The 25,948-nt window shown below is 64.6% G+C and carries 21 protein-coding genes and 1 other annotated feature; of the genes, 10 read left to right on the top strand and 11 right to left on the bottom strand.

Translation table 11 applies throughout. From position 1 onward, the window contains the following. Nucleotides 1-33: 33 nt before the first annotated feature. From cas5c to WMO64_RS12205, 4 genes are all read left to right on the top strand, one after another. Nucleotides 34-765: a type I-C CRISPR-associated protein Cas5c gene (gene cas5c / locus WMO64_RS12220; protein WP_349232168.1), complete on the top strand. Its 732-nt coding sequence runs from the start codon at nucleotides 34-36 to the stop codon at nucleotides 763-765. After that, the gene (cas8c, locus tag WMO64_RS12215) at nucleotides 752-2,698 is read left to right on the top strand and encodes a type I-C CRISPR-associated protein Cas8c/Csd1 (RefSeq protein WP_349232167.1); all 1,947 of its coding nucleotides are present in this window, start codon (nucleotides 752-754) and stop codon (nucleotides 2,696-2,698) included. The genes cas5c and cas8c overlap by 14 nt, the downstream gene beginning before the upstream one ends. A 14-nt stretch (nucleotides 2,699-2,712) precedes the next feature. Next, nucleotides 2,713-3,564: a type I-C CRISPR-associated protein Cas7/Csd2 gene (cas7c, locus tag WMO64_RS12210; protein WP_349232166.1), complete on the top strand. Its 852-nt coding sequence runs from the start codon at nucleotides 2,713-2,715 to the stop codon at nucleotides 3,562-3,564. 619 nt (nucleotides 3,565-4,183) lie between these two features. After that, on the top strand, nucleotides 4,184-4,945 hold the full coding sequence (locus WMO64_RS12205) for a helix-turn-helix domain-containing protein (RefSeq protein WP_294520194.1): 762 nt from the start codon (nucleotides 4,184-4,186) through the stop codon (nucleotides 4,943-4,945). Between the two features lie 90 nt (nucleotides 4,946-5,035). Here WMO64_RS12205 and WMO64_RS12200 read toward each other — a convergent pair whose 3' ends face one another. From WMO64_RS12200 to ilvB, 4 genes are all read right to left on the bottom strand, one after another. Continuing rightward, entirely contained in the window at nucleotides 5,036-5,635 is a 600-nt protein-coding gene (locus WMO64_RS12200; protein WP_349232165.1) for a GNAT family N-acetyltransferase, read from the bottom strand. A 165-nt stretch (nucleotides 5,636-5,800) separates the two neighbouring features. Next, a complete protein-coding gene (ilvC, locus tag WMO64_RS12195) occupies nucleotides 5,801-6,820 on the bottom strand; it encodes a ketol-acid reductoisomerase (protein ID WP_294520200.1) in 1,020 nt (339 codons plus the stop codon). Nucleotides 6,821-7,012: 192 nt separating this feature from the next. Continuing rightward, on the bottom strand, nucleotides 7,013-7,570 hold the full coding sequence (gene ilvN, locus WMO64_RS12190) for an acetolactate synthase small subunit (RefSeq protein WP_294520204.1): 558 nt from the start codon (nucleotides 7,568-7,570) through the stop codon (nucleotides 7,013-7,015). 14 nt (nucleotides 7,571-7,584) lie between these two features. Further along, a complete protein-coding gene (gene ilvB, locus WMO64_RS12185) occupies nucleotides 7,585-9,291 on the bottom strand; it encodes a biosynthetic-type acetolactate synthase large subunit (RefSeq protein WP_349232164.1) in 1,707 nt (568 codons plus the stop codon). 63 nt (nucleotides 9,292-9,354) lie between these two features. Further along, nucleotides 9,355-9,586: a binding site (T-box leader), on the bottom strand. A gap of 274 nt (nucleotides 9,587-9,860) precedes the next feature. Here ilvB and WMO64_RS12180 point away from each other — a divergent pair. The 5 genes from WMO64_RS12180 to WMO64_RS12160 are packed head-to-tail and all read left to right on the top strand — an operon-like array spanning nucleotide 9,861 to nucleotide 14,270. Further along, complete coding sequence (locus WMO64_RS12180) at nucleotides 9,861-11,174, top strand: RnfC family protein (protein WP_349232163.1); 1,314 nt, start codon at nucleotides 9,861-9,863, stop codon at nucleotides 11,172-11,174. Then, a complete protein-coding gene (locus WMO64_RS12175; RefSeq protein ID WP_349232162.1) occupies nucleotides 11,158-12,402 on the top strand; it encodes an RnfABCDGE type electron transport complex subunit D in 1,245 nt (414 codons plus the stop codon). Before WMO64_RS12180 ends, WMO64_RS12175 begins: the two co-directional genes overlap by 17 nt. Beyond that, nucleotides 12,399-12,989: an RnfABCDGE type electron transport complex subunit G gene (locus tag WMO64_RS12170; RefSeq protein WP_349232161.1), complete on the top strand. Its 591-nt coding sequence runs from the start codon at nucleotides 12,399-12,401 to the stop codon at nucleotides 12,987-12,989. The genes WMO64_RS12175 and WMO64_RS12170 overlap by 4 nt, the downstream gene beginning before the upstream one ends. Next, entirely contained in the window at nucleotides 12,970-13,692 is a 723-nt protein-coding gene (locus tag WMO64_RS12165; RefSeq protein WP_294520220.1) for an Rnf-Nqr domain containing protein, read from the top strand. Before WMO64_RS12170 ends, WMO64_RS12165 begins: the two co-directional genes overlap by 20 nt. Continuing rightward, complete coding sequence (locus tag WMO64_RS12160) at nucleotides 13,689-14,270, top strand: Rnf-Nqr domain containing protein (RefSeq protein WP_349232160.1); 582 nt, start codon at nucleotides 13,689-13,691, stop codon at nucleotides 14,268-14,270. The genes WMO64_RS12165 and WMO64_RS12160 overlap by 4 nt, the downstream gene beginning before the upstream one ends. Nucleotides 14,271-14,331: 61 nt before the next feature. On the opposite strand, the gene WMO64_RS12155 is transcribed toward WMO64_RS12160, so the two are convergent. The 3 genes from WMO64_RS12155 to WMO64_RS12145 all read right to left on the bottom strand — a co-directional run bounded on the left by WMO64_RS12155 (nucleotide 14,332) and on the right by WMO64_RS12145 (nucleotide 15,966). After that, nucleotides 14,332-14,514 carry a DUF1540 domain-containing protein gene (locus tag WMO64_RS12155; RefSeq protein ID WP_294520226.1) on the bottom strand — a complete coding sequence of 61 codons (183 nt, stop codon included), beginning with the start codon at nucleotides 14,512-14,514 and terminating at the stop codon, nucleotides 14,332-14,334. An 85-nt stretch (nucleotides 14,515-14,599) separates the two neighbouring features. Continuing rightward, on the bottom strand, nucleotides 14,600-15,445 hold the full coding sequence (locus WMO64_RS12150) for a DUF2238 domain-containing protein (RefSeq protein ID WP_349232159.1): 846 nt from the start codon (nucleotides 15,443-15,445) through the stop codon (nucleotides 14,600-14,602). Continuing rightward, on the bottom strand, nucleotides 15,442-15,966 hold the full coding sequence (locus WMO64_RS12145) for a gamma carbonic anhydrase family protein (protein ID WP_349232158.1): 525 nt from the start codon (nucleotides 15,964-15,966) through the stop codon (nucleotides 15,442-15,444). The genes WMO64_RS12150 and WMO64_RS12145 overlap by 4 nt, the downstream gene beginning before the upstream one ends. Nucleotides 15,967-16,099: 133 nt before the next feature. Here WMO64_RS12145 and WMO64_RS12140 point away from each other — a divergent pair, with 133 nt between their 5' ends. Beyond that, complete coding sequence (locus WMO64_RS12140; RefSeq protein ID WP_294520235.1) at nucleotides 16,100-16,312, top strand: hypothetical protein; 213 nt, start codon at nucleotides 16,100-16,102, stop codon at nucleotides 16,310-16,312. Nucleotides 16,313-16,385: 73 nt separating this feature from the next. On the opposite strand, the gene WMO64_RS12135 is transcribed toward WMO64_RS12140, so the two are convergent. From WMO64_RS12135 to WMO64_RS12120, 4 genes are all read right to left on the bottom strand, one after another. After that, nucleotides 16,386-22,436 carry a choice-of-anchor I family protein gene (locus tag WMO64_RS12135; RefSeq protein WP_349232157.1) on the bottom strand — a complete coding sequence of 2,017 codons (6,051 nt, stop codon included), beginning with the start codon at nucleotides 22,434-22,436 and terminating at the stop codon, nucleotides 16,386-16,388. A gap of 296 nt (nucleotides 22,437-22,732) precedes the next feature. Then, on the bottom strand, nucleotides 22,733-23,863 hold the full coding sequence (locus WMO64_RS12130; RefSeq protein ID WP_294520242.1) for a TPM domain-containing protein: 1,131 nt from the start codon (nucleotides 23,861-23,863) through the stop codon (nucleotides 22,733-22,735). Between the two features lie 98 nt (nucleotides 23,864-23,961). Beyond that, complete coding sequence (locus WMO64_RS12125) at nucleotides 23,962-25,170, bottom strand: toxic anion resistance protein (protein WP_294520245.1); 1,209 nt, start codon at nucleotides 25,168-25,170, stop codon at nucleotides 23,962-23,964. A 24-nt stretch (nucleotides 25,171-25,194) separates the two neighbouring features. Beyond that, the gene (locus tag WMO64_RS12120) at nucleotides 25,195-25,920 is read right to left on the bottom strand and encodes a 5-bromo-4-chloroindolyl phosphate hydrolysis family protein (RefSeq protein ID WP_294520248.1); all 726 of its coding nucleotides are present in this window, start codon (nucleotides 25,918-25,920) and stop codon (nucleotides 25,195-25,197) included. Between the last annotated feature and the right edge of the window lie 28 nt (nucleotides 25,921-25,948).

The raw sequence follows: 25,948 nt of genomic DNA, 5'->3' as shown, positions 1-25,948 counted from the left end.
ACGGCAGGAATTTTCAGAGAGGAGGAATTGCTCTTGCAGTACAGCAACACCATTTCGCTCCACGTCTGGGGCCGCTACGCCCTGTTCAGCGACCCCATCACCCGGGTGGGCGGCGAGAAGTTCAGCTATCCCATCCCCACCTACCAGGCGATCAAGGGGATTCTGGAGAGCGTCTATTGGAAGCCGTCCTTCCTCTGGGTGCCCGACGCCGTCCGCGTCATGAACCCCATCGAGACCGAGTCCAAGGGCATCCGGCCCATCCGGTACAACAACGGCACCAACGACCTGTCCATCTACACCTATCTGGTCAACGTATCCTATCAGATCCAGGCCCACTTCGAGTGGAACCCCCACCGGCCCGACCTGGCCGGCGACCGCAACGAGCACAAGCACTATTTCATCGCCAAGCGCATGCTGGAGTGGGGCGGCCGGCGTGACATTTTCCTGGGCACCCGGGAGTGCCAGGGCTACGTGGAGCCCTGTGAATTTCACGAGGGCCCCGGCGCTTACGACGGCACGCCGGCCGTGCCCTTCGGGCTCATGGTCCACGGCATCACCTATGCCGACGAGGACGGCAGCGGCCGGATGAGCCAGCGCCTGTGGCGGCCCGTCATGGAGGACGGGGTGATCCGGTTCATCCGGCCGGAGGAGTGCCCCGTCATCCGGCCCATCCACAGGCAGCGGCCCAAGTCCTTTGCGCTGGGCCAGAACGTGCAGGGCTGCGACGCGCTGTATCAGGAGGTGACCCGGGATGGGCTGGCTTGACCGGTGCTATCAGACCTACGAAAAGAATCTGTCCCAGGTGGGCAAGCCCTCCGCCTCTCTCCGCTTCGGCTGGGACGCCCCCATGCTGCTGCCGGTGGCCCACACCACCCAGAAGGTCAACGTGGAGGTCAGCCTCTCCCCCGGCGGCACGTTTCTCTCCGCCCGTGTGCTCCGCTCCGACGAGATGACCACCGTCATCCCCTGCACCGAGGCGTCCGCCGCCCGCACATCCGGGCCGGTGCCCCACCCGCTGGCGGACAAGCTGCGGTACGTGGCGGGAGACTACGCCGCCTGCGGCGGCGCCAAAAAGCCCATGTGGACGGAGTACCTCGCCCAGCTGCAGGCCTGGTGCGACTCCCCCTTCGGGGTGGATGGGATACGGGCGGTCCTGGCCTACCTGAGGCAGGGCTGCCTCGTCCGGGACCTTGTGTCCTTTCACATTCTGTTCGCTGACGATGGGGGCCGCCTGCTGAAGAAGTGGACCGGCCCGAAGGAGGACATGCCCCCTATCTTTCAGTCCGTCACAGGCGGAGACCAGTCCGAGGCCTTTGTCCGCTTTCAGGTGGGCGGGGACGATCTCTCCTCCAACCCGGCGGTCTGGGACTGCTACACCCGGTACTACCTGTCCACGCTGAAGGACACGGGCTTCTGCTACGTACAGGGCAGAGAGATGCCCGTGTCCCTGCTCAGCCCCTATAAGATCCGCAGCGCCGGCGACCGGGCCAAGCTGATCTCCAGCAACGACAACACAAATTTCACCTTCCGAGGCCGGTTTGAAACTGCCGGCGAGGCCCTCTCCATCGGGTATGAGACCACCCAGAAGGCCCACAGCGCCCTGCGGTGGCTGGTGGGGCGGCAGGGAATTCAGAACGGCGATCAGGCCATTCTGGTCTGGGGCGCCGAGAACGAGCCCATCCCCCCTGTCACCGGGGACGCCTGCGACATTGTCCAGTCCAGCCGCAGCGACCTGGATGACGATGACCTGGGCAGCCCCTTGGACGCCGCCGCCGACCTGCCCCGCACCCGGGAGGCCTTTGCCGCCGCATTCCAAAAGGCCATCCGGGGATACCGCCGCGCTCTGCCGGAGCACAGCCAGGTCAGCGTGATGGTGCTGGATTCCGCCACGCCGGGCCGGCTGTCCATCCGGTACTACAGGGAGCTCCAGGGCTCCCGCCTGATGGACCACATCGCGGACTGGCACAGGTCCTTTGCCTGGGCGCTGCATTACCGCAAGCTGCAGACCCGGGAAAACGGGAAAAAGGTCCTGCTCCCTCTTGTCTTTGAGGGCGCGCCCGCACCGGCAGACATCGCGGCGGCCGCCTACGGCGCCAAAGCGGATGAAAAGCTCCGGCAGCAGACCGTGGAGCGGCTGCTGCCCTGCATCACGGAGGGGAGGCCCTTCCCCAGAGACATCATGCTGTCGGCCGTCCGCCGGGCCTCCCACGGCATCGCCATGGAGCCCTGGGAGGCAAGCAAGACCCGCAGCATTGCCTGCGCCCTGGTGCGCGGCTACCACCACCGGAACCTGAAGGAGGAATACACCATGGCCCTTGATGAAACCTGCAGCGACCGCAGCTATCTGTTTGGCCGCATCCTGGCCTGTGGGGAGCAGCTGGAGCAGTACGCCGTCTACAACACCTCTGGCGACAGGAGCTCCCGCCCCACCAATGCCCTGCGGTATGAGGTGGCCTTCACCCAGCACCCGGCCAGGACCCTGGCGCTGCTGCGCAAGCAGCTGGAGCCCTATCTGGAGCGTCTGATCAAGGCGCGGAAATCCACCTATGCCGGCGACCTGATGCTCCAGCTCATCGCCCGCATTCCGGCGGACCAGTTCAACGATCAGCCCCTCACCGAGCTGTACCTGCTGGGCTACGCCTGCCAGCGGGCAGAATTCTTCAAAAAAGCGGACGCAGTCTCTGACGCAGACGAATAGAGGAGGAGATATCCATGGAATCCCTGCAGAATAAGATCGACTTCGCCCTTGTGATCGCGGTCCACCACGCCAACCCCAACGGCGACCCCCTCAACGGCAACCGCCCCCGGGAGACATACGAAGGCTACGGCGAGATCTCCGACGTCTGCCTCAAGCGGAAGATCCGCAACCGGCTGATGGATCTGGGCGCCAGCGTGTTCGTCCAGTCGGACGACCGGCGCAACGACGACTTCCGCAGCCTGAAGGACCGGGCCGACGCCTGCCCCGCCCTGGCCGGCGCCCTGAAGGCCAAGGACCGGGAGGCATACGCCAGGGCCGCCTGCGAGACCTGGATGGATGTGCGCAGTTTTGGGCAGGTGTTCGCCTTCAAAGGCAAGGACGACGGCGTATCCGTGGGCATCCGGGGACCCGTATCCATCCACCCCGCGTTCAGCGTAGACCCCATCAGCATTGACAGCCTGCAGATCACCAAGAGCGTCAACAGCGTCACCGGCGACAAGAAATCCAGCGATACCATGGGCACCAGGCACCGGGTGGGCTTTGCCGTCTACACCACCTTCGGCAGCATCAACTGCCAGCTGGCCGAAAAGACCGGCTTCACCGCCGGGGACGCCGACCTCCTGAAGGAAGCCCTGCGCACCCTCTTTGAAAACGACGCCTCTTCCGCCCGGCCCGACGGCAGCATGGAGGTCCTGCGGCTCTACTGGTGGCAGCACAACTGCAAGAGCGGCCAGTATCCCTCCGCCAAGGTGCACCGGCTGCTCCACGTGGAGAAAAAGACCGATCTCCTCCGGGATATCCAGGACTACGCCATCACCTGCGGCGAGCTGCCCGGTCTGGCGGCCGAAGTCTATGACGAGTCCTGACGGCTACCTGCAGATGTCCGGCATCCAGCACTTCTCCTTCTGCCGGCGGCAGTGGGCCCTGGCCTGCATGGAGCGTCCGCGGACCGCAGAAAACACTGCGGGGCATCCCGGGCGACGGGGCCCGGCGCTGCCGGGATGAGACTGCACAGCCGCTGATTGCGCCGTTCTCCGCCCGGAGAACGTGGATAGAAATGTCATGGAGTGCCTGCGGAGCAACACCACCGAACGTCGTCCTTCTCAGGGAGGACGCGGATAGAAATGATGAGCAGCGCAAGCAGAAGACCGGGACCTATGGTCGTCCCCCTCAGGGAGGACGTGGGTAGAAATGACATTCGGGACGTCCGGGAGCTGATGGAGGACGCGGATTGAAATGAGTTGCGCACCGGCAAGTGGTTCCGCATGGGCAAGCCGCCCTCTCTCAGAGGGCGTGGATAGAAACGCCATTCCCCCGCACCAATTTATCTTCAACTGCGGCGCCCTACCCTTCCCTGCGTCCATCCGCCGCAAGCGGCAGCCCAGGGAAAAGGGCCTGAATCCATTGGAGCCCAAGGATTCTACCGCTGGTCGATTGACAAACAGGGGTCTTTTTCGCTAGGATGGGACCAGAGGAGGGACCCATATGAATGACATTGACAAGGAGCGGTTCGGCGGCTTTCTGGCCCGTCTGCGCCGGGAAAAAAATTTAACCCAGAGAGAGCTGGCCGAACGGCTCTTCGTATCGGACAAGGCGGTGAGCAAGTGGGAGCGGGGCCTGAGCCTGCCCGACGTGGGGCTGCTGCTGCCCATGGCGGACTGTCTGGGCGTGACGGTGACCGAGCTGCTCCGTGGGGAGCGCACCGCGGCGGCTCAGCTGCCGGTGGAGGAGGTGGAGGCCCTGGTGAAGTCCACCCTCCAGCTGACGGAGGAGGAGCGGCAGGCCCAGAAAACCCGGCGCAGGAAGTGGGGGCTGGCCTATCTCCTGTGCGCCCTGGCGGGCGCGGCGGAGTGCGCCGTGCTGCTGGCCATGGGCTTTACGGTGGAGGAGATGGGGTCCACCGTCCTGCTGTTGGAGGGGCTGTGTCTCCTCTTCGGGGCCTGGCTGTGCTTCCGGGTGAAGGAGCGGCTGCCCGCCTACTACGACCAGAACAACATCAGCTTTTACGGCGACGGCGTGTTCCGCATCAACCTGGCCGGGGTGCGCTTCCACAACGGCAACTGGCCCTACATCATCCGGGCCATGCGGGTCTGGCTGCTGGGGCTCATGGTCCTCTTCCCCGTTCTCTGGGGCGTGGTCCACACTCTGTGGCCCGGCCACGCCCTTACCCTGGAGATGCCCCTGACACTGGTTTCCCTGTTCGGCATGCTGATTTCCGCCATCGTGGCAGGCAAGCGTCACGAATAAAATAAGGTATGAAACTTCATGTCTAAAAATCAGTGTGCAAGAAATACTTTAGAAACATGATAACTTGTCTCCCTTTATGTATGAAATGCTTTACAATACAATTTCGTATTTATAATCTTTCATGATGATACCTGTTCCCTTTTTCTCAGATGTGCTCTCGCTGACAATCTTTCCGCCACATTTCTGGGCAACACGATTGGAAGCGGCATTTTCCTGATTCACATAAATCGTCACTTTCTCAGCCCCTTGACTGCGCGCATAATCTATCATTCCCTGGACGATTTCAGTTGCATAGCCTTGACGCCAAAAATTCTTATGTACGCAATAACCAATATCGTATACTTTCTTGTCGTCACTTACCATGAAACTGCATGTTCCTACCCGTTCTAAGGAATCCTTAAAAACAGGAATCAAATAGCAGCATTCCTCATCCTCGCCCAAGCCTTCTAACATTTTCAAATATTCATCATCTATTTCTTCTTTTGCTTCATCCGTCAAATATTGTCCCATCTCTGGGTTGTTCCAGATACTATATGCCCACAAAGCATCTTCTTTCGTGAATCCTCTTAATAAAAGTCTTGGCGTTTCAATATCATTTATCTTCATAAAATCCTCCGTCAAACTCAACTTTTCGCCGTTGCTTCTTTCAGCAAGGCATCCTGTTCCATTTCTTTGGATTCCTTTTGGCATAATAAAGCACCCCACTTGTTATTCAGTATACCATGCTGTCTAACAAATGGGGTGCAGTTCATGTTGCGGCCCGCTCGTTCTGTTTTTTAGTTGAAAGCGGCGCCCGGGTCCTTATCGCTGCAAAACCCGCTTCGCCGGGCTTTGCGGGGGCCCCGGAGTCCGGTTTTAGTTGGAGGCAGTGTCCAGGTCCTTGTCGCCGCCCCAGATCATGTTCTTGCGGAGCTCCTCGCCCACGATCTCCATCTGGTGCTTCTTCAGGTTGGCGCGCTTGGAGTTGAAGAAGCAGCGGCCGTTCTTGTTCTCAGCAATCCACTTGCCGGCAAAGGTGCCGTCCTGGATGTCGTCCAGCACCTTGCGCATGTTCTTCTTGGTCTCCTCGTAGGGGAGGACACGGGGACCGGAGACGTACTCGCCGAACTCGGCGGTGTCGGAGATGGAGTAGTTCATGGCAGCCACGCCGCCCTTGTTGATCAGGTCCACGATCAGCTTCATCTCGTGGATGCACTCGAAGTAGGCGTTCTCAGGCTCGTAGCCGGCCTCCACCAGGGTCTCGAAGCCGCACTTCATCAGGTCCACCACGCCGCCGCACAGCACGCACTGCTCGCCGAACAGGTCGGTCTCGGTCTCATCGTGGAAGGTGGTCTCCATGACGCCGGCACGGGCGCCGCCGATGCCGGCGATGTAGGCCAGGGCGATCTTGTAGGCGTTGCCAGTGGCGTTCTGCTCCACGGCCACCAGGCAGGGCACGCCCTTGCCGTTGACGTAGGTGGAGCGGACGGTGTGGCCGGGGCCCTTGGGGGCAGCCATGAACACGTCCACACCGGCGGGAGGCACGATCTGCTGATAGCGGATGTTGAAGCCGTGGGCAAAGGCCAGGGCCTTGCCCTCGGTCATGTAGGGGGCGATGTCCTTCTTATAGACCTCAGCCTGGACCTCGTCGTTGATGAGGATCATGACGATGTCGCCCCACTTGGCGGCCTCGGCCACGGTCATCACCTTCAGGCCGGCCTGCTCAGCCTTGGCCCAGCTCTTGGAGCCCTCGCGCAGGCCCACACACACATCGCAGCCGGAGTCCTTCAGGTTGAGGGCATGGGCATGACCCTGAGAGCCGTAGCCGATGATGGCGATCTTCTTGCCGTCCAGATAGCTGAGCTCGCAGTCCTTTTCGTAGTACATCTTTGCCATTGTAATACACTCCTTTTAAGTAGAGGTGATATTTGTTACCTGAGATAATAGCACAGGCAGCTTGAAAAGAATGATAACTGTGATACAATCGGGAGAATTTTTGTGGGCTCTCCTTGGAGCACGTTCTTGCCCGGTTGGACGCGGCACCCGCCGCGCCCCGCTCTCGCGAGGCCCAGGAAAAAACGTTCCCTCTTACAGCACGTTTTTGCCCAGGATAAACTCCGTCTTTTCCTTGTTCTCGTCGCTGATGGTGTAGGCGCCCCGCTCCAAAGCCACCATGCCGGTACGGACCAGCTCCAGTATGCCGAAGGCCTCCAGCAGCTTCTGCATGGCATCGGCCTTGGACTCGTCGCCGATGAGGGCCAGGGTCAGGGACTTAAGGGACACGTCGATGATGGAGGCCCGGAAGATGTTGGCGATCTGGATGACCTCGTTGCGGATGTCGGGGGTCTCCGCCTTCACCTTGAACATGACCAGCTCCCGGCGGATGGACCGCTCGGGCAGCAGCTCCTGCACCGAGTAGACGGGGAAGAGCTTGCGCAGCTGATTCATGATCTGCTCGGCCATCTGGTCGTCGCACATGACCTCAATGGTGATACGGGAGACCTCCGGGTCGTCGGTGGTACCCACGGCCAGAGACTCGATGTTGTAGCCTTTGCGGGAGAAGAGGCGGGAGACCTGGCTCAGGACGCCGGGGGCGTTCTCCACCAGGACGGAAAGGGTACGGCGGGTCACGATACTGTTTTTCATCCTTGTCTCCCTCCTTAATCCAACAGGAAATTGGTCACGGGCGCGCCGCCGGGCACCATGGGATGGACCATGGCGTCCTTATCGATGGCACAGTCCACCACCCACGCCGTTCCGGAGGCCACCGCCTCCTTCAGCACGGTCTCCAGCTCCTCCTGGGTGCCGCAGCGGGCGCCCCGGAGGCCGTAGGCCTCGGCCAGCTTGACGAAATCCGGGCCACGGTCCAGGTCGGTCTGGGAGTACCGCTCGTTATAGATGAGGTGCTGCCACTGGCGGACCATGCCCAGGGTGTGGTTGTTGAAAATCAGAATGATCACCGGGATGTGGTAGTGCTCCACAGTGCACAGCTCGTGGCAGTTCATACGGAAGCAGCCGTCGCCGGTGCAGAGGAACACGGGGGTGTCCGGGTTGCCCATCTTGGCGCCCATAGCGGCCCCCAGGCCAAAGCCCATGGTGCCGAAGCCGCCGGAGGTGATGAGCTGACCGGGCCGGTCAAAGTGGTAATACTGGGCGGCCCACATCTGGTGCTGGCCCACGTCGGTGGCCACGATGGCCCCGGGCGCCACCGACTGGATGGTCTCCAGCACCTCGTGGGCGTGGAGGACGCCGTCCTTCTTCAGGGGGACCTCCTTGTGGGAGAACACCCACTCCTTCCACTCGGGGTAGTCGTGGGCGGGCAGCTTCTCGTTGAGCATCTCCAGCACCCGCCGGGCGTCGCCGATGATGTGGTGGTCGGTGGGGACGTTCTTGTCAATCTCCGCCCGGTCTATGTCGATCTGGACGATCTTGGCCTGCTTGGCAAAGGTCTTGGGGTCGGTGGCCACCCGGTCGGAGAACCGGCAGCCGATGGCGATGAGCAGGTCGCACTCGTTGGCGGCGTGGTTGGAGGCGTGGGAGCCGTGCATGCCGATCATGCCGGTGAACAGGGGGTGGTTGCCCGGGCAGGCGCCGCCGCCCATAATGGTGGAGGCCACCGGGGCGCCCAACCGCTCAAAGAACTTGCGGAACTCGGGCACCGCGCCCTTGGAGCGGATGACGCCGCCGCCCACCAGCACAAGGGGCTTCTTGGCCTCCTCGATCATATCCAGCAGCTTGTCGATGTCCCCCCGGTCGGGCTCGGGGGTGCGCAGGTCGTGGGAGGCCCGGCGGAGCATGGCGGCCAGGCGGCCGTGCTTGCTGTGCTCGCTGGGGGGCAGGTACTCGTACTCCGCCTCCTCATATGTAACGTTCTTCAGGATGTCGATGAGCACCGGGCCGGGACGGCCGGAGCGGGCGATGGCAAAGGCCTCCCGGATCACGTCGGCCAGGTCATCCGCCCGGCGGACCAGGTAGTTGCACTTGGTGATGGGCATGGTGATGCCGGTGATATCCACCTCCTGGAAGGAGTCCTTGCCGATCAGATTCTCCGCCACGTTGACGGTGATGAACACCACGGGGGAGGAGTCGTAGTAGGCGGTGGCGATGCCGGTGGTCAGGTTGGTGGCGCCGGGGCCGCTGGTGGCAAAGCACACGCCCACCTTGCCGGTGGCGCGGGCATAGCCGTCGGCGGCGTGGGAGGCCCCCTGCTCGTGGGCGGTCAGGATGTGGTGGATCTTGTCCTTATATCCATGGAGCTCCAGCTCGTCATAGATGTTCAGGATGGTGCCGCCGGGGTAGCCGAATACCGTGTCCACCCCCTGCTCCAGCAGGCATTCCATCAGGATCTGCGGGGTTTTCATCTTCATATCGTGAGACCTCCTTTGGTTTCATTTCCAACATGGAAAAAGAAAAGAGCACGACGTTTCGTCCCATAGGACGAAGTCATGCTCCGTGGTACCACCTAAATTCGCAGGGCACCGCCCCGCGCGCTTTTGCCCCGATAACGGAGGGGAACCGGCCGTGCCTACCAGGGGAGTGTGCTCCCCGTTCAGCCCGGCTGCTCCTCGGGCGACGTTCCGGTCCATGCTCACGGGGGCTTACACCAGCCGCCCCCTCTCTGCGCTTACGCCATGGCCGTACTTACCCAGTCATTGCCTTTCTGTCCGGCACATCTGTCTGTGCACGGTATGTAATTAACTGGTATCATACCTCTGAAACAGACATTTGTCAATCGTGATTTTACGGTTTTTGCAAAAAATCTTTTTCTCTTTAAAGTGCTATGGTCCCCGCTTTTCCCCCTCCCTTCGCCGGATTCCGGGGAAATTCCCCGCTCCGCTGGACATTTCGCGTATCAATACGGTATAATAGATCGGTTATTCTGGGGTGTTTCGCCCCAGCGGCAATTCTGTTGTATTCTCATGCAAGAGGTGGAGACATGTTTTCCATTTTTTTCGGCGGGATTCGTCCCGCCCAGCGGAAGAAAGCCACCGCCCAGCTCCCCTTCCGGCCCATGGAACAGCCCCCGGCCCAGGTGGTGCTTCCTCTGGCCGGTGTGGGGACCTCCGCTGCCGTGCCCCTGGTGACGCCGGGGGACCGGGTGCGGGTGGGCCAGAAGCTGGCCGACGCCATTCCCGGCCTGGCGGCGGTCCACGCCAGCGTGTCCGGCACCGTGGCGGCGGTGGAGCCCCGGCAGCAGCTCCGGGGCGGCACGGTGCTCTCGGTGGTCATTGACAGCGACGGGAAGGACACCCCTGTGGCCTCCCCAGCCTGGCGTCGGGTGGACAAGGACGCCTCTCCTGCCAGCCTCCGGCCCGGCGAACTGGCCGACATCGCAGCCCAGGCCGGCCTCACCGCCATGGACGGCACCGGCCGTCCCCTGTCCCAGCTGCTCCGCGACGCCATGGGCAAGGCGGACGCCCTGCTCATCGACGGCACCGAGTCCGAGTCCTACGTCACCTCCCGCCGCCGTCTCATGGCCGACCGGCCCGAGGCGGTGCTGGGCGGCGTGCGGCTGCTGATGCAGGCCCTCAGCCTGCCCCGGGCCGTGCTGGCCCTGGAGGGCAGCCAGTACGACGCCGTGGCCGCCCTCCGGGGCTACCTGCCCCTGCGGGGCGGGGACATCGAGCTGCGGCTCCTCCGCAGCCGTTACCCCCAGCCCTTGACTTTCCCGCGGGAGGGCCGGGCCCTGTTTACCGCCTGCGCCGCCGCCGCTCTGTGGGAGGCGGTGTACCACGGAAAGGCCCTGACCCACCGGCTGGTCACCGTGACCGGCTCCGCCGTGGCCAAACCCGCCAACCTGCTGGTGCCCATCGGCACCCCCATCTCCGACCTGATCCGGGAGGCCGGGGGCTGGAAGGGGGAGCCGGTGCGCCTGGTGGCCGGCGGCCCCATGACGGGCAAGGCCCAGTTCGACCTGACCGCCCCGGTGACCGGGGACACCCGCGCCCTGCTGGCCCTGTCGGCGGCGGACCTCTACCCCGCCATCCGGCCTGAGGGGCCCTGCCTCCGGTGCGGCCGGTGCGTGGAGGTCTGCCCCGCCGGACTCTCGCCCCTCTTCCTCCACCTGTACGTCCGGAACGGACAGTGGGAGGCCCTGGAGCGGGAAAAGATCTCCGCCTGCACCGAGTGCGGCGCCTGCGCCTATGTGTGCCCCGCCCACCTGCGGCTGGTCCACAGCATCCGGGTGGGCAAGCGCCGCCTGCTCGGAACAGCGGATGGAAGGGAGGCTGACCATGAAGAAGAAGCGTAAAAACCGCTCCGGCGGGCAGAAACGCCCCCAGCAGGCCCCCCAGGCCAAGCAGGAGGAGGCCCTTCAGGCCCGGGAGCCGGAGAAAACCGCTCCCACTGGGGCGGCACCGGCTGCCGCCCCTGCCGAACAGCCCGCCCCCCAGCGCCAGCCAGAGGCCACCCCGGCCCAGCCCGCCCAGGTCAAGGCGGAGTCCGCCCATGTCCAGGCCCCAAAAACGGAAAAACGGACGGAGCAGGTCCCCGGCGGCAGCGTGGGCACGCCCCTCACCCTGGCCTCCGCCCCCCATCTCACCACCCGGGACACCACCCGCACCCTGATGCTGGACGTGCTCATCGCCCTCATGCCCGCCCTGCTCTTTTCCGGGTGCTACTTCTTCGGCCCCAGGGCCTTCCTGGTGACCCTGGTGTCTGCGGCCGGATGTGTGAGCTTTGAGGCCCTGTTCCGCCTGGTGACCCGCAGGAAACAGACCATAGGCGACCTGTCCGCCGTGGTCACCGGTGTGCTGCTGGCCTTCACCCTGCCCGCCGACGTGCCCTACTGGGCCGTGCTGATCGGGGACTTCTTCGCCATTGTGGTGGTCAAGCAGCTCTTCGGCGGCCTGGGCAAGAATTTCCTCAATCCGGCGCTGGCAGGCCGGGCTTTCCTCTTCGCCTTCCCCGCGGTCATGACCGCCTTCCCCGCCGTCCGCAGCTGGCATGGCCTCACCATTGACGCCCAGAGCGCCGCCACCCCCATGGCCGCCCTCCACGCCGGCAGTCTGCCCTCCGCCTCCCTGCTGGAAATGTTTACCGGCGTGCGGTCCGGGGCCCTGGGCGAGGTGTCCGCCGCCCTGCTGCTGCTGGGCGGGCTGTACCTGCTGGCCCGGCGGGTCATCAGGCTGCGGATCCCCCTGTCCTTCCTGGGTACGGTGGCGGTGCTGTCCTGGTGCTTCCCCCAGGGCGGCAACTCCTCCCTGGACTGGACCCTCTACTCCCTCATGGGCGGCGGACTGCTGCTGGCCGCCTTCTTTATGGCCACCGATTTCACCACCTCCCCGGTCACCTTCTGGGGCCAGGTGGTCTACGGCGTGGGCTGCGGGGCCCTCACCGTGTTCCTGCGCACCTTCGGCTCTTACCCCGAGGGAGTGGGCTTTGCGGTGCTGGTGATGAATCTGCTCTCCTGGCCCATCGACCGGGCCGCCCTGGCCCTCCGCAGGTTCCGGCGGCAGAGAAAGGAGGCCCGGACATGAAGGAACCCAAATCTCACACTCCGTCCCGCCACAGCCCCGCCCCGGTGCTGGCGGGGACCATCCTGTTCGCCCTGGTGCTGGTGCTGCTGGTGCGGCTCCTCACCGCCGGCGCCATCTTCCGGGGTACGGAGGAGGCCAGGCAGACAGTGCTGGAATCGGTGGCCCCGTCGGACTCCACAGCCTTCTCCCAGCTGCCCTGTGACCCGGCCATGGCGGACGGCATGTACGCCGCCTGGCAGGGCGAGGCCCTGGCGGGCTACTGCGTGGCTGTGACCGCCGACGGCTTCGGCGGCCCCATGGAGCTGATGGTGGGCGTCAGCGCCCAGGGCTCGGTCACCGGCGTGGCCATCCTCTCCCACAGCGAGACCCCCGGCCTGGGGGACGGCGTGGACGACCCCGCCTTCCTGGAGCGCTTCCTGGACCTGTCCGGCACCGTACGCATCGGCACCGGCTCCAACGCCGTGGAGGCGGTCTCGGGCGCCACCGAGAGCAGCCGTGCGGTGGCCCAGGGGGTCAACCAGGCCCTGGCGGCAGTGGCCGCATACAGCGCGGAAGGAGGTGCGGTCCGTGAAGAAGGAGAAAACTGAGCGCTGGACCGCCTTCCGGCAGCAGGCACCGGAGCGGCTCCGGGCCCTGGGCCCCGCCGCCCTCCGCTGGCTGCGGGACAGCTTCTCCATGGAGCCGGGCCGGGTGATCCGGCTGTTCCGCCGGGGCCTGGCCCTGCGCAGCCCGGCCGTGGTGCTGCTCCTGCTGGTGGCGGCGGTGCTGCCCTGCTCCGCCACCCTCTCCGGCGGGCTGGGCATGGGCCTGGCGGTGACCGCCGTACTGCTGTGCACCAATCTGGCCGCCGCCATCCTCCGGCCCCTCACCTCCCCCGCCCTGCGCATCCCCTGCTATCTGATCGCGGCGGCAGCCATCCTCACCGCCGCCGACCTGGTGCTGCGGGCCTGCTTCCCCTCCCTGACGGGCGGCCCGGAGCTGTTCCTCCTGCCCGCCGCTGTCAACGCCGCCCTGCTGGCCCGGCGCGGCGCCTTCTCCCGCCGCTTCACCCCCGGCTATGCCGCTGTGGACGGGCTGGCGTCCGGCATCGGCTTTACCCTCGCTCTGGCTGTCCTCAGCGCCCTGCGGGAGGCGCTGGGCCAGGGCACCCTTTGGGGCATCGCCCTGCCGGGTGATCTGCCTCCCATCCTGCTGGCGGCCGCCCCCTGCGGCGGCTTCCTGCTGCTTTCCTGCCTGGCCGCCCTGGTCCGCTGGGCTGCCGCCCGGCTCGAGAGGAGGGAAAAACCGTGAGCGTCATACAGTTCTTTGCCCTGGCCCTGGCCGCCCTGGCAGCCGAGCAGTTCGGCGTGGCCCGCCGGATGGGCCTGCCCGCCCCTCTGGACGGCGGGTACCGCTCCGCCCTGGTCATGGGCCTGACCGTCACGGTGGGCCTGAGCGTCTCCTTGGTCCTCTGCTGGGCCGTGTACGCCCTCCTGCTCTCCCCTCTGGGGGCGGAGTACCTGGAGGCTGCGGCCTTCCTGCTGCTGGCCGCCGGGCTGGCGTGGCTGGCCAACCGGGTGATGACCCGCCTTCTGCCCGGGAAGGCGGAGCGCCTGCGGCAGAGTCTGCCCCTGGCGGCGGTCAACTGGGCTGTGCTGGGCGGTGCCCTGCTGGCCTCCCGCTCGGAGACCGGGCTGGCCCTGGCCCTCCGCAGCGGCCTGGTGGCCGGCATCGGCTTCACTGTGGCCGGGCTGGTGTTCGTCTCCGTGCTGGAGCGCATCTCCTACGCCAGGGTGCCCAGGGCCTTCTCCGGCTTCCCCATCGCTCTGGCGGCAGCCGGTCTGGTGGTTCTCACTCTGCTGGGCTTTACCGGCTTTCAGCTGTGGTAACTGTTTTCACCCATAAAAATTCCCGGCGGCCTGATGGCCGCCGGGAATTCTTTTTACGGACTCAGTGCTTGCAGCAGGTGCCGTGGTCGCCCAGCTTGAAGGACGCGCACTCGGTGGCGGTGCAGTCGGCCACGTTGGAGGTGGTGCAGCCCACCTTGATCTCGTTCAGGGTGCAGGCGCACTGCTGGCTGTTGTGGTAGGCGCAGCTGGACACGGAGCATTTGATACTGGGATTGGAATTCATAGCGTAATCCTCCTTGAGAGAGAGAATGAACGGCCGGAGGACCCGGCCATCTCCAGTATTCCCCCTCGCGCCGAAGGTATACGTATTATTTTTCCGCCTCTTTCTCTTCGCTGTCCGTGATGAGCCGGGGGATGAACCGCCGGGCAAAACGGCCCTTGCCCCGGTTTTTCACATAGAAAAATCCAATGACGGAGAACACCAGTGCGCCGATGAAGTTGACGAACAGATCCTTCATGGTGTCGTTGATGCCGATGTCCAGGTAGCCGCCCAGACCCAGGGCGTGCTGGGTGCCGTCCGCCGTGACCACGATCACGTCGGTGATATCTCTGATCTGCTGGGGGTGGTTGCCGCCGGCGGGGTCCAGCATGACGCTGCTGATGGTGTGGACCACTGTGTCCTTCTGCATATCCAGCAGGAAAACGCTGTCCATGGTCCACTCAAAGAACTCCCACAGCACCCCCACGGTCATGGAGAAGCAGAAAGCCACCACCGCCAGGTACACCGGGGACAGGGAGAATGTAAAGCGGTCGCTGCGGTTGACGATATCCACCAGGGAGAAGCCGATGGCCGCGCAGAGAAAGCCGTTGAGGGTGTGGAGCATGGTGTCCCAGCCGGGGTATTGGATATAATAGGCCCGGATCTCGCCCAGAATCTCGGCGGCAAAGATGAAGAGGAGAATGATGATCTCCAGGGTGTCGGGCACGTCGATCTTGACGGTCCGCTCGATAAAGCTGGGGATGGTGAAGAGCAGCAGGGTGAGCAGGCACAGGAACACATTTTCAAAGTTTCCGTTGAAGAACTGGGCCACCATGGTCAGGATGACCAGGGCCCGCAGCACCACGTACACCACCGCCAGGCCCTTGTTCTCCCGGACCTGTTCCCGCAATGTCTTGCGGTACTTTCCAGGCTGGTCGGCGTTCTTTCTTCTCATTTCTCTTCCCGCCTCTCTGCCAGGGGCAGCTGCTCCGCCAGGCGGAGGTACTCCGCCGCGTTTTCTCTCAGCTTGTGCCGCTCCTCCGTGGTCAGGGCCCGCTTCACCCGGCCGGGGACGCCCACCACCAGGCTGCCCGGCGGGATGACCGCTCCGCCGGCCACCACGGCCCCGGCCGCCACCATGGACTCCGCCCCAATGACGCAGTCCCGGAGCACCACGGCCCCCATGCCGATGACACAGCCGTCCTCCACCCGGCAGCTGTGGAGCACGGCGCTGTGGCCCACGGACACCTGATCTCCCAGCTCTGTGGGCACGCCGGGGTCCCCGTGGATGACCGCGTTGTCCTGGATGTTGGTGTCCCGGCCGATGCGGATGGGGCTCACGTCCCCCCGCACCACCGCGCCGTACCACAGGCTGACCCCTGTCCCAGCGGTCACGTCCCCCACCACGGAGGCGGTGGCCGCCATGCGCACCGACCCGTCCAGCCGGGGCTCTTTTCCCTCCCATGGGACAATCATGCCATCATCTCCTGAAACTGTGATATGGAAATAGAACTATTATATGTGACAAACCACCGGCGCGCAAGGGGATTCTCTTTCCATGTTTCCCGCCCCGCTCCTGCGCATACAATGGGGGTGGAGGTGAACCGGTTTGGATTTGAAGCACAATAAGATCACCGTGGGGGAGCTGCTGGACAATCCCAGGTCCCGTGCGGTGTTCCAGCGCCGCTTTCCCATGGTGATGAAGCACCCCCTGCTGGGGGCCTCCAGGACTGTCACCCTGGAGCAGCTCATCTCGTTTGCAAGTGCGTACATCCCCAAGCATGTGATCCAGGACACCCTGCAGGAGCTCCAGCGGCTCTGACCACGGCGCTGTAAAAGCGGGAGCGGCCCCTCTGTACAGAGGGGCCGCTCCCATCTCATTGCGAAGGCAGGATTCAGACGCCGGTCTTTTCCACAAATCGGACCAGGATGGCGGCCACTTCCGCCCGGGTGGCGGTGCCCTGGGGATTGAGCTCCCCGGCGCCGGTACCGGTGATCAGGCCGGTCTCCACCGCCCAGGCCATGGCCTGAGCGGCCCAATTGCTGACCGACGCGCTGTCGGGATAGGCGCTCAGACCGCCCTGGGCCGCCGGGCTGCCGGCGTAGCGCCACAGCATGGTGACCAGCTGCTCCCGGGAGACCGCGCTGTCCAGGCTGGCGCCGTCGGACACGCCGTTGTCCACCGCCCACCGGACGCCCTGCTCATACCAGGTGCTGCCGCCGGTGGTATCCTGACCGGCATAGCGGGCCAGGACGGTGAGGATCATGGCCCGGGTCATCTGGCCGGCGGGGTCAAAGGTGTTCTCGCCGGTGCCGTTGAACAGCTCACGGCTGGCGGCGAAGGCGATGGCCGCCTCGCTCCAGTGGCCGGAGGGCACATCGGCAAAGGTCTTGGTGTTGTCCACGATCTTGACCGTGCCGCCGTCGGACAGGGTGACGGCCACGCCGTTTTCCGTGGTGATGCTGGTGGGGATGACGGACTCGGTGCCGTCCGCCTTCACCAGCACGGCCACAGTGCCCGGGGTCACGTTCTCCACGGGGATCTCCACTCTGGCGGAGTTGCCGGGCAGGTCCACGGTGATTGTGGGGGCGCTGGCCCGGTCGTCAGACGCCGTCACGGCGGGCATGGGCAGGGCCACGGCCTGGCCCTGTTCCACGGCGGCCACGGCCTTCTCGGTCAGGGTGACCTGGGCCTCCACCTGGCCGTCCTTACTGGTGTTCACCACCGAAGTGGCGCCGTTGGGGGCCTTGGTGGTCTCCGTCTTGGAGCCGTCCGGTCTGGTGACCGTGGTGGTGACGGAGCCGTCGGGGTTGGTGGTGGTCTGGGTCTTGCTGCCGGAGGCTGTGCCGCCGCCGGTGACGGGCGCCTGGGTCTCCTCCGGCTCCAGCTCATAGACCGCCACGGTGCCGGACACCTCGCAGGCGGTCAGCAGCAGGGCCTCGCCGGTGGGGCTGACCGCAGCGGGCACAAAAGCGAAGCCCTCGGGGGCCACGTCGCCGCCGGTCACCCACTTGTCCAGCTCGCCGCCGTCGTACTCCTCAGAGCCGGGGACCACGGAGGCAAAGTCGCGGGAGTTGATATAGTTGACATAAGATACGTGGGCGGGGTCGGTCACGTCGTAGACCATCACGCCGCCGGTGCGCTCCAGAGCGATGAAGGCATAGGTCCTGCCGTCCACCGTGCCCACGGCGACGCTCTCGGCCTCCGGTCCCTTCTTGCCGGAGCGGTCGTCCAGGGTGGCGTTGTCGTTGGAGCAGTTGAAGTAGTCGGGGAGGTACTTGGCGGTGAGGGCCTCAAAGTCGTCGCCGCTGGTGAAGATCTCCTCGATGCCGGTATCGGTGACCTGATAGAGCGTGAAGGAGCGGCCGCCGAAGAGGTAGTCCTTCTCGGCATTCAGGCCGTCATAGTCCTCGGCCAGGAAGAACACCACCTTGCCGGTGAGGCCGGAGTTCTCCGCGGTGATCTTGCCGCTGGGGGAGGTCTTGCCCGCCTTGCCGAAGTTCACCTCGTCCTCGTTCAGATAGTCGCCCCACTCCCGGCTGTCGCCCTCGTTGGCGGTGAGCAGGTAGGTCTTGCCGTCCTTCTCAAAGGCGGCGATGCCGTCGGGCATGCGGATGCCCATCAGGCTCTCATAGGTCTTGGGGCTGTAGGCCTCGTCCTTTTTGTCGATGTCCACGGGGGTGGTGCTGTAGTCCTCAAAGCCGGCGGAGTAGATGCCGGTAAAGGTTCTGGACGCGATGTCCAGCACGGCGATGGCGTTGGCCTCCTGGAGGGTCACATAGGCCTTGCCGCCGGACACGGCGATGTACTCGGGCTCCAGGTCCACGGAGGGGGCGGTGTCCTTCTTCAGGACGATGCCGGCTGCGATCAGGTCCTCCCGCTGCTCGTCAAAGGCGGTGAAGTCCACCACGTCGGCGGTGCCCGCGGTCACGTCCACCACGGTGACCGAGCCCTTGGGGTCGGTAGCGCCGTCACCGTAGCCCTCCCGGGGCTCGCCTTCGTCGGCGGTGAGTAAGGTGTTGTTGTCGGCAAAGGTGACCATGTCGGGCTGCACGCCCACGGCGATCACCTTGCTCAGAGTCAGGGAGCCGTCGGCGTTGCAGGTAAACAGGGCCACACGGCCAGCATCGGCGTAGCCCGCCGCCTGGAGAGCCACCGCCAGGGTGGTGCCGTCGGGAGAGACGGCCACGGAGGTCATGTCGCCGTAGGCAAAGGCGCTGTCCGCCGCCTCCACGGCGGACTTCACGTCAAAGCTGGTACCGGTCAGGGCGGTCACCACGCCGGTGTCCTCCAGCTCGCCCATGGGGATGACGGCCAGCAGGCCGCTCTTGCCGTTGACGGCGTAGGCGTACCCGTTGACGCTGTTGTAGGCCACGATCTCCATGACGCCGCCGTCCACGTCGAACTGACCGGAGGTGTAACCGGCGATCTTGGTCAGATCCAGGCTGGCGGAGCCGTTCTCCATGCCCTGGGTCTGCGCCTCGGGGGCCTGCTCCACGTTCACCCAGATGGGGTTGGCATAGAAGCAGAGGCTGGCGTAGTTGGAGTCGTTGATGGTGTCGAAGCGGGTGTGGTTGTCGCTGATGCCGGAGTAGTCCGCGTCGGACAGGGGGTCGCCGTTCCCGTCCACCTCAGACACAGTGGTGCCCCGCAGGCGGAAGTACAGGTCGCTGTCCGCCTCCATGGGGAAGGTGAGGGTGTAGTACCCGTCCTCGCCCAGGGCCTGGGCCAGCTCCTCCTTGGTGAAGGTCTTGACGATCTTGGCGTCGGTGTTGTCGGTGCTGCCGTACTGGGAGTCGTCCACCTTGCCGGTGACATGGCCCATGATCAGGTCCACGTGGTCCAGCTCGGGGGTGTTGTCCACATCGATGCCGGTGTCGGTGTTGAACAGGGTCTCGTAGTTGTTGGTGTTGCCCGCCTTGAAGCGGACGGTGACCGTCAGCTGGCCGCCCTCGTCCACGTTCAGCTCGCCGCCCATGGTGGCGGTGCTGCCGTCAGCGGCGGAGACGGTGAAGCTCAGGTCGGAGATCAGGTTGCCGTACACAGAATAGGCGTTGCCCGAGCGCATGCCCTCCACCACGTCGGAGAAGGTGAACTGCCCGTCGTCGCCGGGCTCCACCCAGACCTGGTTGGCGGAGTACTCGCTGGCCCAGTAGCCGCTGGAGTAGTTCTCGTCGGCGCTGACCTTGAAGTGGAAGTCGGAGTTGGCGAAGTTGTAGAACCTGCGGCCCTCGGAGAGCAGGGCGTCCCACACGCCGCCGGTGACGGCGATCATCTCGTCGGCACCGTTGCGAATGGCGCCGGCGGGCAGCTCGCAGCGGCCGCTGCCCGACATCTGGTTGCCCGGCATGCCCTCAAAGCCGAAGACCACGCTGGGGGCGGCGTCATTGAGACGGCGCAGGTTCTCAATGGTCACCTCGCCGCTGCCGCCGTTGTGGCGGGAGGGGTGGTTGGGCAGGGCGTAGCTGCCGGGGTAGTTCTCCTCCAGCCAGGCCACCGCGTCATAGGCGGTCTCGGCCTGGCCGTCGTTCTGGCGGTCGCCGTAGACCGCCTGCTCGTCCATGTCGTCGGACTTCTCATCCAGGTTAAAGAGGCTGGTGGGGTCGTCGCCGGAGCCCTGGCTGGCGTACAGCCACTCAAAGGCGTGGATGCCGGAGATGGAGGCGTTGCCGTCCTCGTCCAGGATGCCCACGCTGGCGTGGTCCAGACCGGGCATGTCCCACTCAAAGCCGGTGTTGATCAGCTTGTCGGTGTACTCGCCCTTGACCTGCAGCTTCTCGATCTCCCGGATCTGAGTCTGGAGGGCCACATAGAAGGCGGTGTTGTACTGGCCGTTGCCCTGGCCGTCCACGCCGTTGTAGGACTGGCGCAGGTGGTCGGCCAGGCCCAGGAAGTCGAAGGCGTCGCCGTTCTGGATGTTGTCAAACCGGGCGGCGCTGTTGGCCTCATCCTGGAGCACGTCCTGGTTGCGGAAGGCGGCGGCCAGCACGTTGGTCAGGGACATGAAGGCGGAGGTGGCGTCCTTGGACTGGCCGGTGTGGGTGTGGTACTCGCCGGTCATCCACTGGCCCTCGGTCTGGGTCTCCTGCTCCTCCCTGGCCATGCCGGGGAAGCGGGTCTCAAAATCCAGGTCGATCTCTCCCTCATTGCCCGGGCCGGTGAGGAAGTTCACGTCAAAAAAGCTCTTCTCGCTCTCGTCCAGCGAGGCGGCGTAGGGGGAGTAGACCGAGTAGTAGATCTTGTCCGCGCTCTCGTCAAACTCCAGGTAGCGGAACCAGCCGTTGCCGCCGTTGTAGGCAAACTGCAGGTCGGTGAGGATGGAGATGACCTTGTTGCCGTTGGTGTTGGTCAGCTCCTCCACGCCGGAGCCGTGGCTGTGGCCGCCCACCAGCATAAAGACCTGGTCGTAGTCCTTGACGATGTCCCACAGCTTGCTGCCCTGGGCGCTGAGCTTGATGGCGCTGGGCTGGGTGTCGGAGCAGTTCTGCAGGTCATGGGTGGTGACGATGGTGGGGCAGTCGGGGTACTCCTCCAGCACGGAGCGGAGCCAGGCCTCGTCGGCGCTGTTCCAGCCGGTGTTGTTGTTGGCGCCCGAGCCGCTGCCCGTGCAGGACAGGGAGATCACCAGGTAGTTGTAGCTGCCCGCCCGCAGGAACATGTAGGAGCTGTTGCCGTCGCCGTTGGGGGACTGAGTCAGGTACCAGCCGGTGCGGCGGGTCCAGGCGGTGCTCTTGCCGGAGAAGCTGTTGTAGTAGTTGTGGATGCCGCTGCTCCAGCCGTCGTGGTTGCCCATCTGCACCAGGAACTTGATGCCCGTGTCGGGCAGGCGGTAGAAGGCGTCCCGAGCGCTGACATACTGGGCGTCGTCGTTGTTGTCGTCCACCACGTCGCCCAGGTGGATGACGCCGGCCACGTTCAGCTCGTCGGCGGTGTCGATGAGCTGGTCGATGGCGGTGTCCATCACGTCGGGGCAGTACTCCACCGTGTTCTGGGTGTCGGGGATGAGGACGATGTTGTAGTTGTCCTCATTGCGCAGGGTGTAGGTGTCGTTGCTGCCGAAGTTTTCCACATAATCCTCCGGATTGGGGACAAGCCACTGGTCCTTGTCCAGCGGCTGGCCGGAGATGCGGATCTCCTGCAGGCTGCCCTGGAGGAACTTGTCCAGGCCGTCCCACCAGGAGGAGCCCACCCGGAACCGGCCGTCCGCCGGGTCGGCGTACATGCCCACCATCTCGTCGGACACATAGTCCCGGAAGGCCTCGCAGCCGTTGACATAGGTGGCGATCTCGTGTCCGTCGGAGACGATGGCGATGTGGTACCACACGCCGCCCTCATCCATGGACACCGACCAGGCGGCGGAGGACATGTAGTGGTCGCCGTCGGCGTTGCCGGTGATGAACTGGATCTCCTTGCAGTTGGAGATGGAGGCGTACATGGTGCCCTGCTCCCCCTCCGGGTTGCCGCCGCCCGCGCCCTGACGGCCAATGAGGCTCATCCACTGGTCGGCGGCGGTCCAGTCCTCGGGGAAGTAGTAGAGGAACTCCATGGTGTAACCATCGGTAAACTCCTCGCTGTTGATGGCCGCGCCGTCCACAGTGATGAAGTCGGCGCCGGTCTTGGCGCTGTTGTCGCCGTCAAAGACCATGCTGCCGCCCTGGCCGGTCATGCTGTCGTCGGAGAAGGAGAGGTAATCCTCCCAGTTCCCCTGTCCATAGGTCTCCATTCTCAGGTCGTTGTCGTTGCCGCTCTGGTCCTCAACGATCAGGCTGCCGTCGGCAATGCTGCCGGTGGTGTGCGCTTGGTCAAACTTCCAGTCGGCCACCACCTTGGGTGTCTCTGTCTCCTCCGCCGTGTCGGCGGCAGAGGCGGGCACTGTTCCCAGCGTCTGGACCGCCAGCAGCACTGCCAGCGCCAGGGAACCAATTCGCTTCGCACACAAGTTCATCTGGATTCTCCTTCTGTCGAGATTGGGCCCTGATGCCGCAGCGACTTCCCGCCCCGGCTGAATATATTCCGTCCGGGGCTGCATCGGACCCAGGCGGTTCCCAACAGGGAGCCGCCGCTTTACGCAGGGAAGAGTTTAGCACCCGCCTTTCGGCTTATCCATGCGGATTGGGTGAAGCTTGTGTAAAACTTGTGTAATCCTGCGGGACGGAAAAAAACGTCCCCTGCCCAGGCCGGTCAGCCTGCACAGGGGACGCGCTTGTATGGTCTGTTTTTTTGTGAGCCGTGTCCGTCGTGTTACCGGCGGCCGCCGAAGGACCCACCGCCCCGGCCACCGCCAAAGGAACCGCCGCCCCGGGAGCCGCCGCCGAAGCCGCCCCGGCTTCCGCCGAAGGACCCGCCCCCGCGGGAACCGCCGAAGCCGCCGCCCCGGAAGGAGCCGCCGCCTCTGCTGGCGCCGCCGCCAAAGCCTCCGGGTCTGCCGCCGGAGGGACGGCCGCCGAAGGTGCCGCCCCCTCTGGGACCACGGTTGCCCACGCCGCCGAAGCCGCCCGGATTACCGCCGCCGGGACGTCCGGGACCGCCGGGGCCTCTGGGCCCTCCGGGAGGCGGAGGAGGAGGCGGACGGTGCCAGTGCCGCCGGTACCAGTAGGAGCCGGGCCGGTGCCAGAAGAGGATGGGCCGGAACACATAGGGCGGCGTGGCCACGCCGTAGTACCGGGCCCGGTATGCGTTGTACCGGGAGCGGTCCACCGCGCTGAGAATGACCACCAGCACAATCAGCAAAATCACCAGCCAGACCACCCATCTGTAGGCATACCCATAGGAATAGCCGGTATAGCCGGGGCTGTCAGGCAGGGCGTCATTGCCCACACCGAAATTGGTGTAGTAGAGGTCGTTGAGGCCGCTGTAAAGGCTGAGTACGGCCGCCTCGTACCTGCCGGCGTAGAAATCACCGGCCAGGTATTCCTCCAGGAATGCGTCCACCCGGCTGTCGGGCAGCATGGTGGCGAAGTCGTCGCCGGTGGCCAGATAGTAGCCTCCCTCTGCCACCGTGAGGACCAGCACCGCGTCTCCCTCGCCCAGGCCCAGGCCCGAGCCCAGCTCATAGGCGTAGTCGGCAAAGTCGTCTACGGTCTGCACGTCGGAGGGCACAGACTCCATGGTCACCACGCCCACCACGCTGTTGTACCGGTCATCCCAGTTGGCGTTGTAGAGGGCGATGGTCTCCTCCGCATTGCTTGACAACAGGTCCGCCCTGTCGTCCACGAATTTGGCGTAATAGGTGGTATCCAGCCCGGTGTCCAGGGACCCGGTCTGGCTGCCCACTGCGGCTGCCGGTTGACGCCACAGGCCGATACCCACCGCCGCCGCAATGGCGATGCACATCACTAGCACCGCCACGCCGGTTTTCTGAAAAATCTTCATTATGTCCCTCCGCTCCGGGGGCTGCCTTTGCGCCCGCTCGGGAGCACTGTCGGTCTATGGGACGGACTCATCCCGTCCCGCGTTCTGTTTTTGGGGAATCAGCCCCGCAGCTCCAGCAGCTTCTGCTTGAGTTCGCCTTCGATGCGGCCCAGCTCCACCTCGGCCTCGCGGCGCTTCTGGGCGCCCTCCTGCTGGATCTTCATGACCTCATCCAGGGTAGAGATGAGCTGCTGGTTGGTGTGCTGGAGGGTCTGGATGTCCACCACGCTGCGCTCGGCCTCCTTGGCGGTCTCAATGGTGCCCATCTTCAGCATGTCCGCGTTCTTCTGGAGCAGCTCGTTGGTCATATTGGTCACCGCGCTCTGGGCGGCGGTGGCCTGACGGGAGTGCTCCAGGCCCAGGGCCAGCACCATCTGGCTCTTCCACAGGGGGATGGTGTTCACCAGGGAGGACTGGATCTTCTCCAGCATCAGGGTGTCGTTGTTCTGGATGAGCCGGGTCTGGGGGCCCATCTGAATGGAGATCATACGGGTGAGCTCCAGGTCGTGGATCTTCTTCTCAAAGCGGTTGCACATGTTGGCCAGGTCGTTGTAGGCCTGGGCGTCCTCCTGGGCGCCGGTGGCGGCGGCCTTCTTGCGCAGCTCCTCCAGCTCGCCGGTGCGGACGGCCTGCAGCTTCTTCTTGCCGGCGATGATGTACATCGTCAGCTCCTTGTAGTACTTGGTGTTCAGGTCGTACATCTGGTCCAGCATGGCGATGTCCTTCATCAGGGTGACCTGGTGGCCCTCCAGAATCTGGACGATCTTGTCCACGTTGGTCTCGGCCTTGGAGTAGGCCACCTTCATCTCCTCCAGCTCGTTGCGCTTGCGCTGGAAGAAGCCCATGATGCCCTTCTTCTCCTCCACATTGAAGCCCTTGAGCTGGACCACCAGGGAGCTGAGGGCCTGCCCCACCTCGCCCAGGTCCTTGGTGCGCACCGAGTTGAGGGTATTCTCCGAGAAGGAGGCCACGTTCTTCTGGGCGGCGGCGCCGTACTGGAGGACCACGTTGGAGTCGGTGATGTCGATCTTCTGGGAAAAGTCGTCCACCATCTTCCGCTCGGCCTCGGTGAGCATGCTCTCGTCGATCTTCACCGCGTTGGCGTCCCGCTGGGCCTGGGCAGCTGCGGTCTCCTCGGCGCCCAGGGTGGGCTCCAGAGTCAGGGTGGGGGCTTCCGGCGTGCGGAGCACAGTCTCAGCCTGGGCGGCCTGGGCCGCGCCGGTGGGGTCCAGGGTCAGCTCGGGGGTCATATCGATCTTGTCGGTCATAGGGATTCATCCTTTCCTCGTTGTTTATGACTGGGCCGTCATCTGGTCCCCGCTCAGCCCCTCCTGGGCCAGCAGATTTTCCAGTACGGTAATATCAGTGGAGATGTCCAGCGCCTCGTCCCCAAAGAGGGCGTCCAGCTGGCGGTCAAAGGCGGACACCACCGTGTCCATGCTCTGCTCGATCCGGCCCATGGTGCCGTCGATGTTGGTGCCCGACACGCCGGCGGCGTCCATCCGGTCGTAGGCGTTGAGCAGCTTGAGGGTGGTGGGCAGGTAGTAGTTCATGAAGCGGCTGATCTGGCTCTTCTTGGCCGGCTTCTCCACCACCAGATCAAAGATCTTCTTGGTGGTGGCCTCCAGGTGGTCGATCTGGGCGGAGAGCTTCTCGTCCTGGATGGAGTCGTTGAGGCGGCGCATCTCGGACAGGGCCATGTCCCGCTGCTTGAGCAGGCCGTCCAGCTCCGGGTCGCCGGTGGACTGCCGCTCCGCCTTGGGCTCCGGCGGAGTCTGGGCCTGCTCCTTCTTGGGAGGCTCTTTCTTCTCCGTCGCCTTCTTCTCCGCCTCCGGGTCCGCGATCTGATAGGTCTTGTCAGGCCAGATGGCCTTGCCGATGATAAAGGCCACCACCGACGCCACCGCGGCCAGCACGTAGTCCAGCGGCCGGTACAGGGGCAGCAGCAGCGCCCAGGCCAGCCACAGGGCGGCCACCAGGTAAAAGGGCGCCACTGAGCGTTTCACTTTTTTTGTCATAATCTCCTCCATGCCCTTGGCAACAGGG

It is taken from the genome of Pseudoflavonifractor intestinihominis (genome assembly GCF_040096055.1).
Lineage (GTDB): Bacteria > Bacillota > Clostridia > Oscillospirales > Oscillospiraceae > Pseudoflavonifractor > Pseudoflavonifractor intestinihominis.
This window is presented reverse-complemented; position numbering and strand designations above follow the sequence as displayed.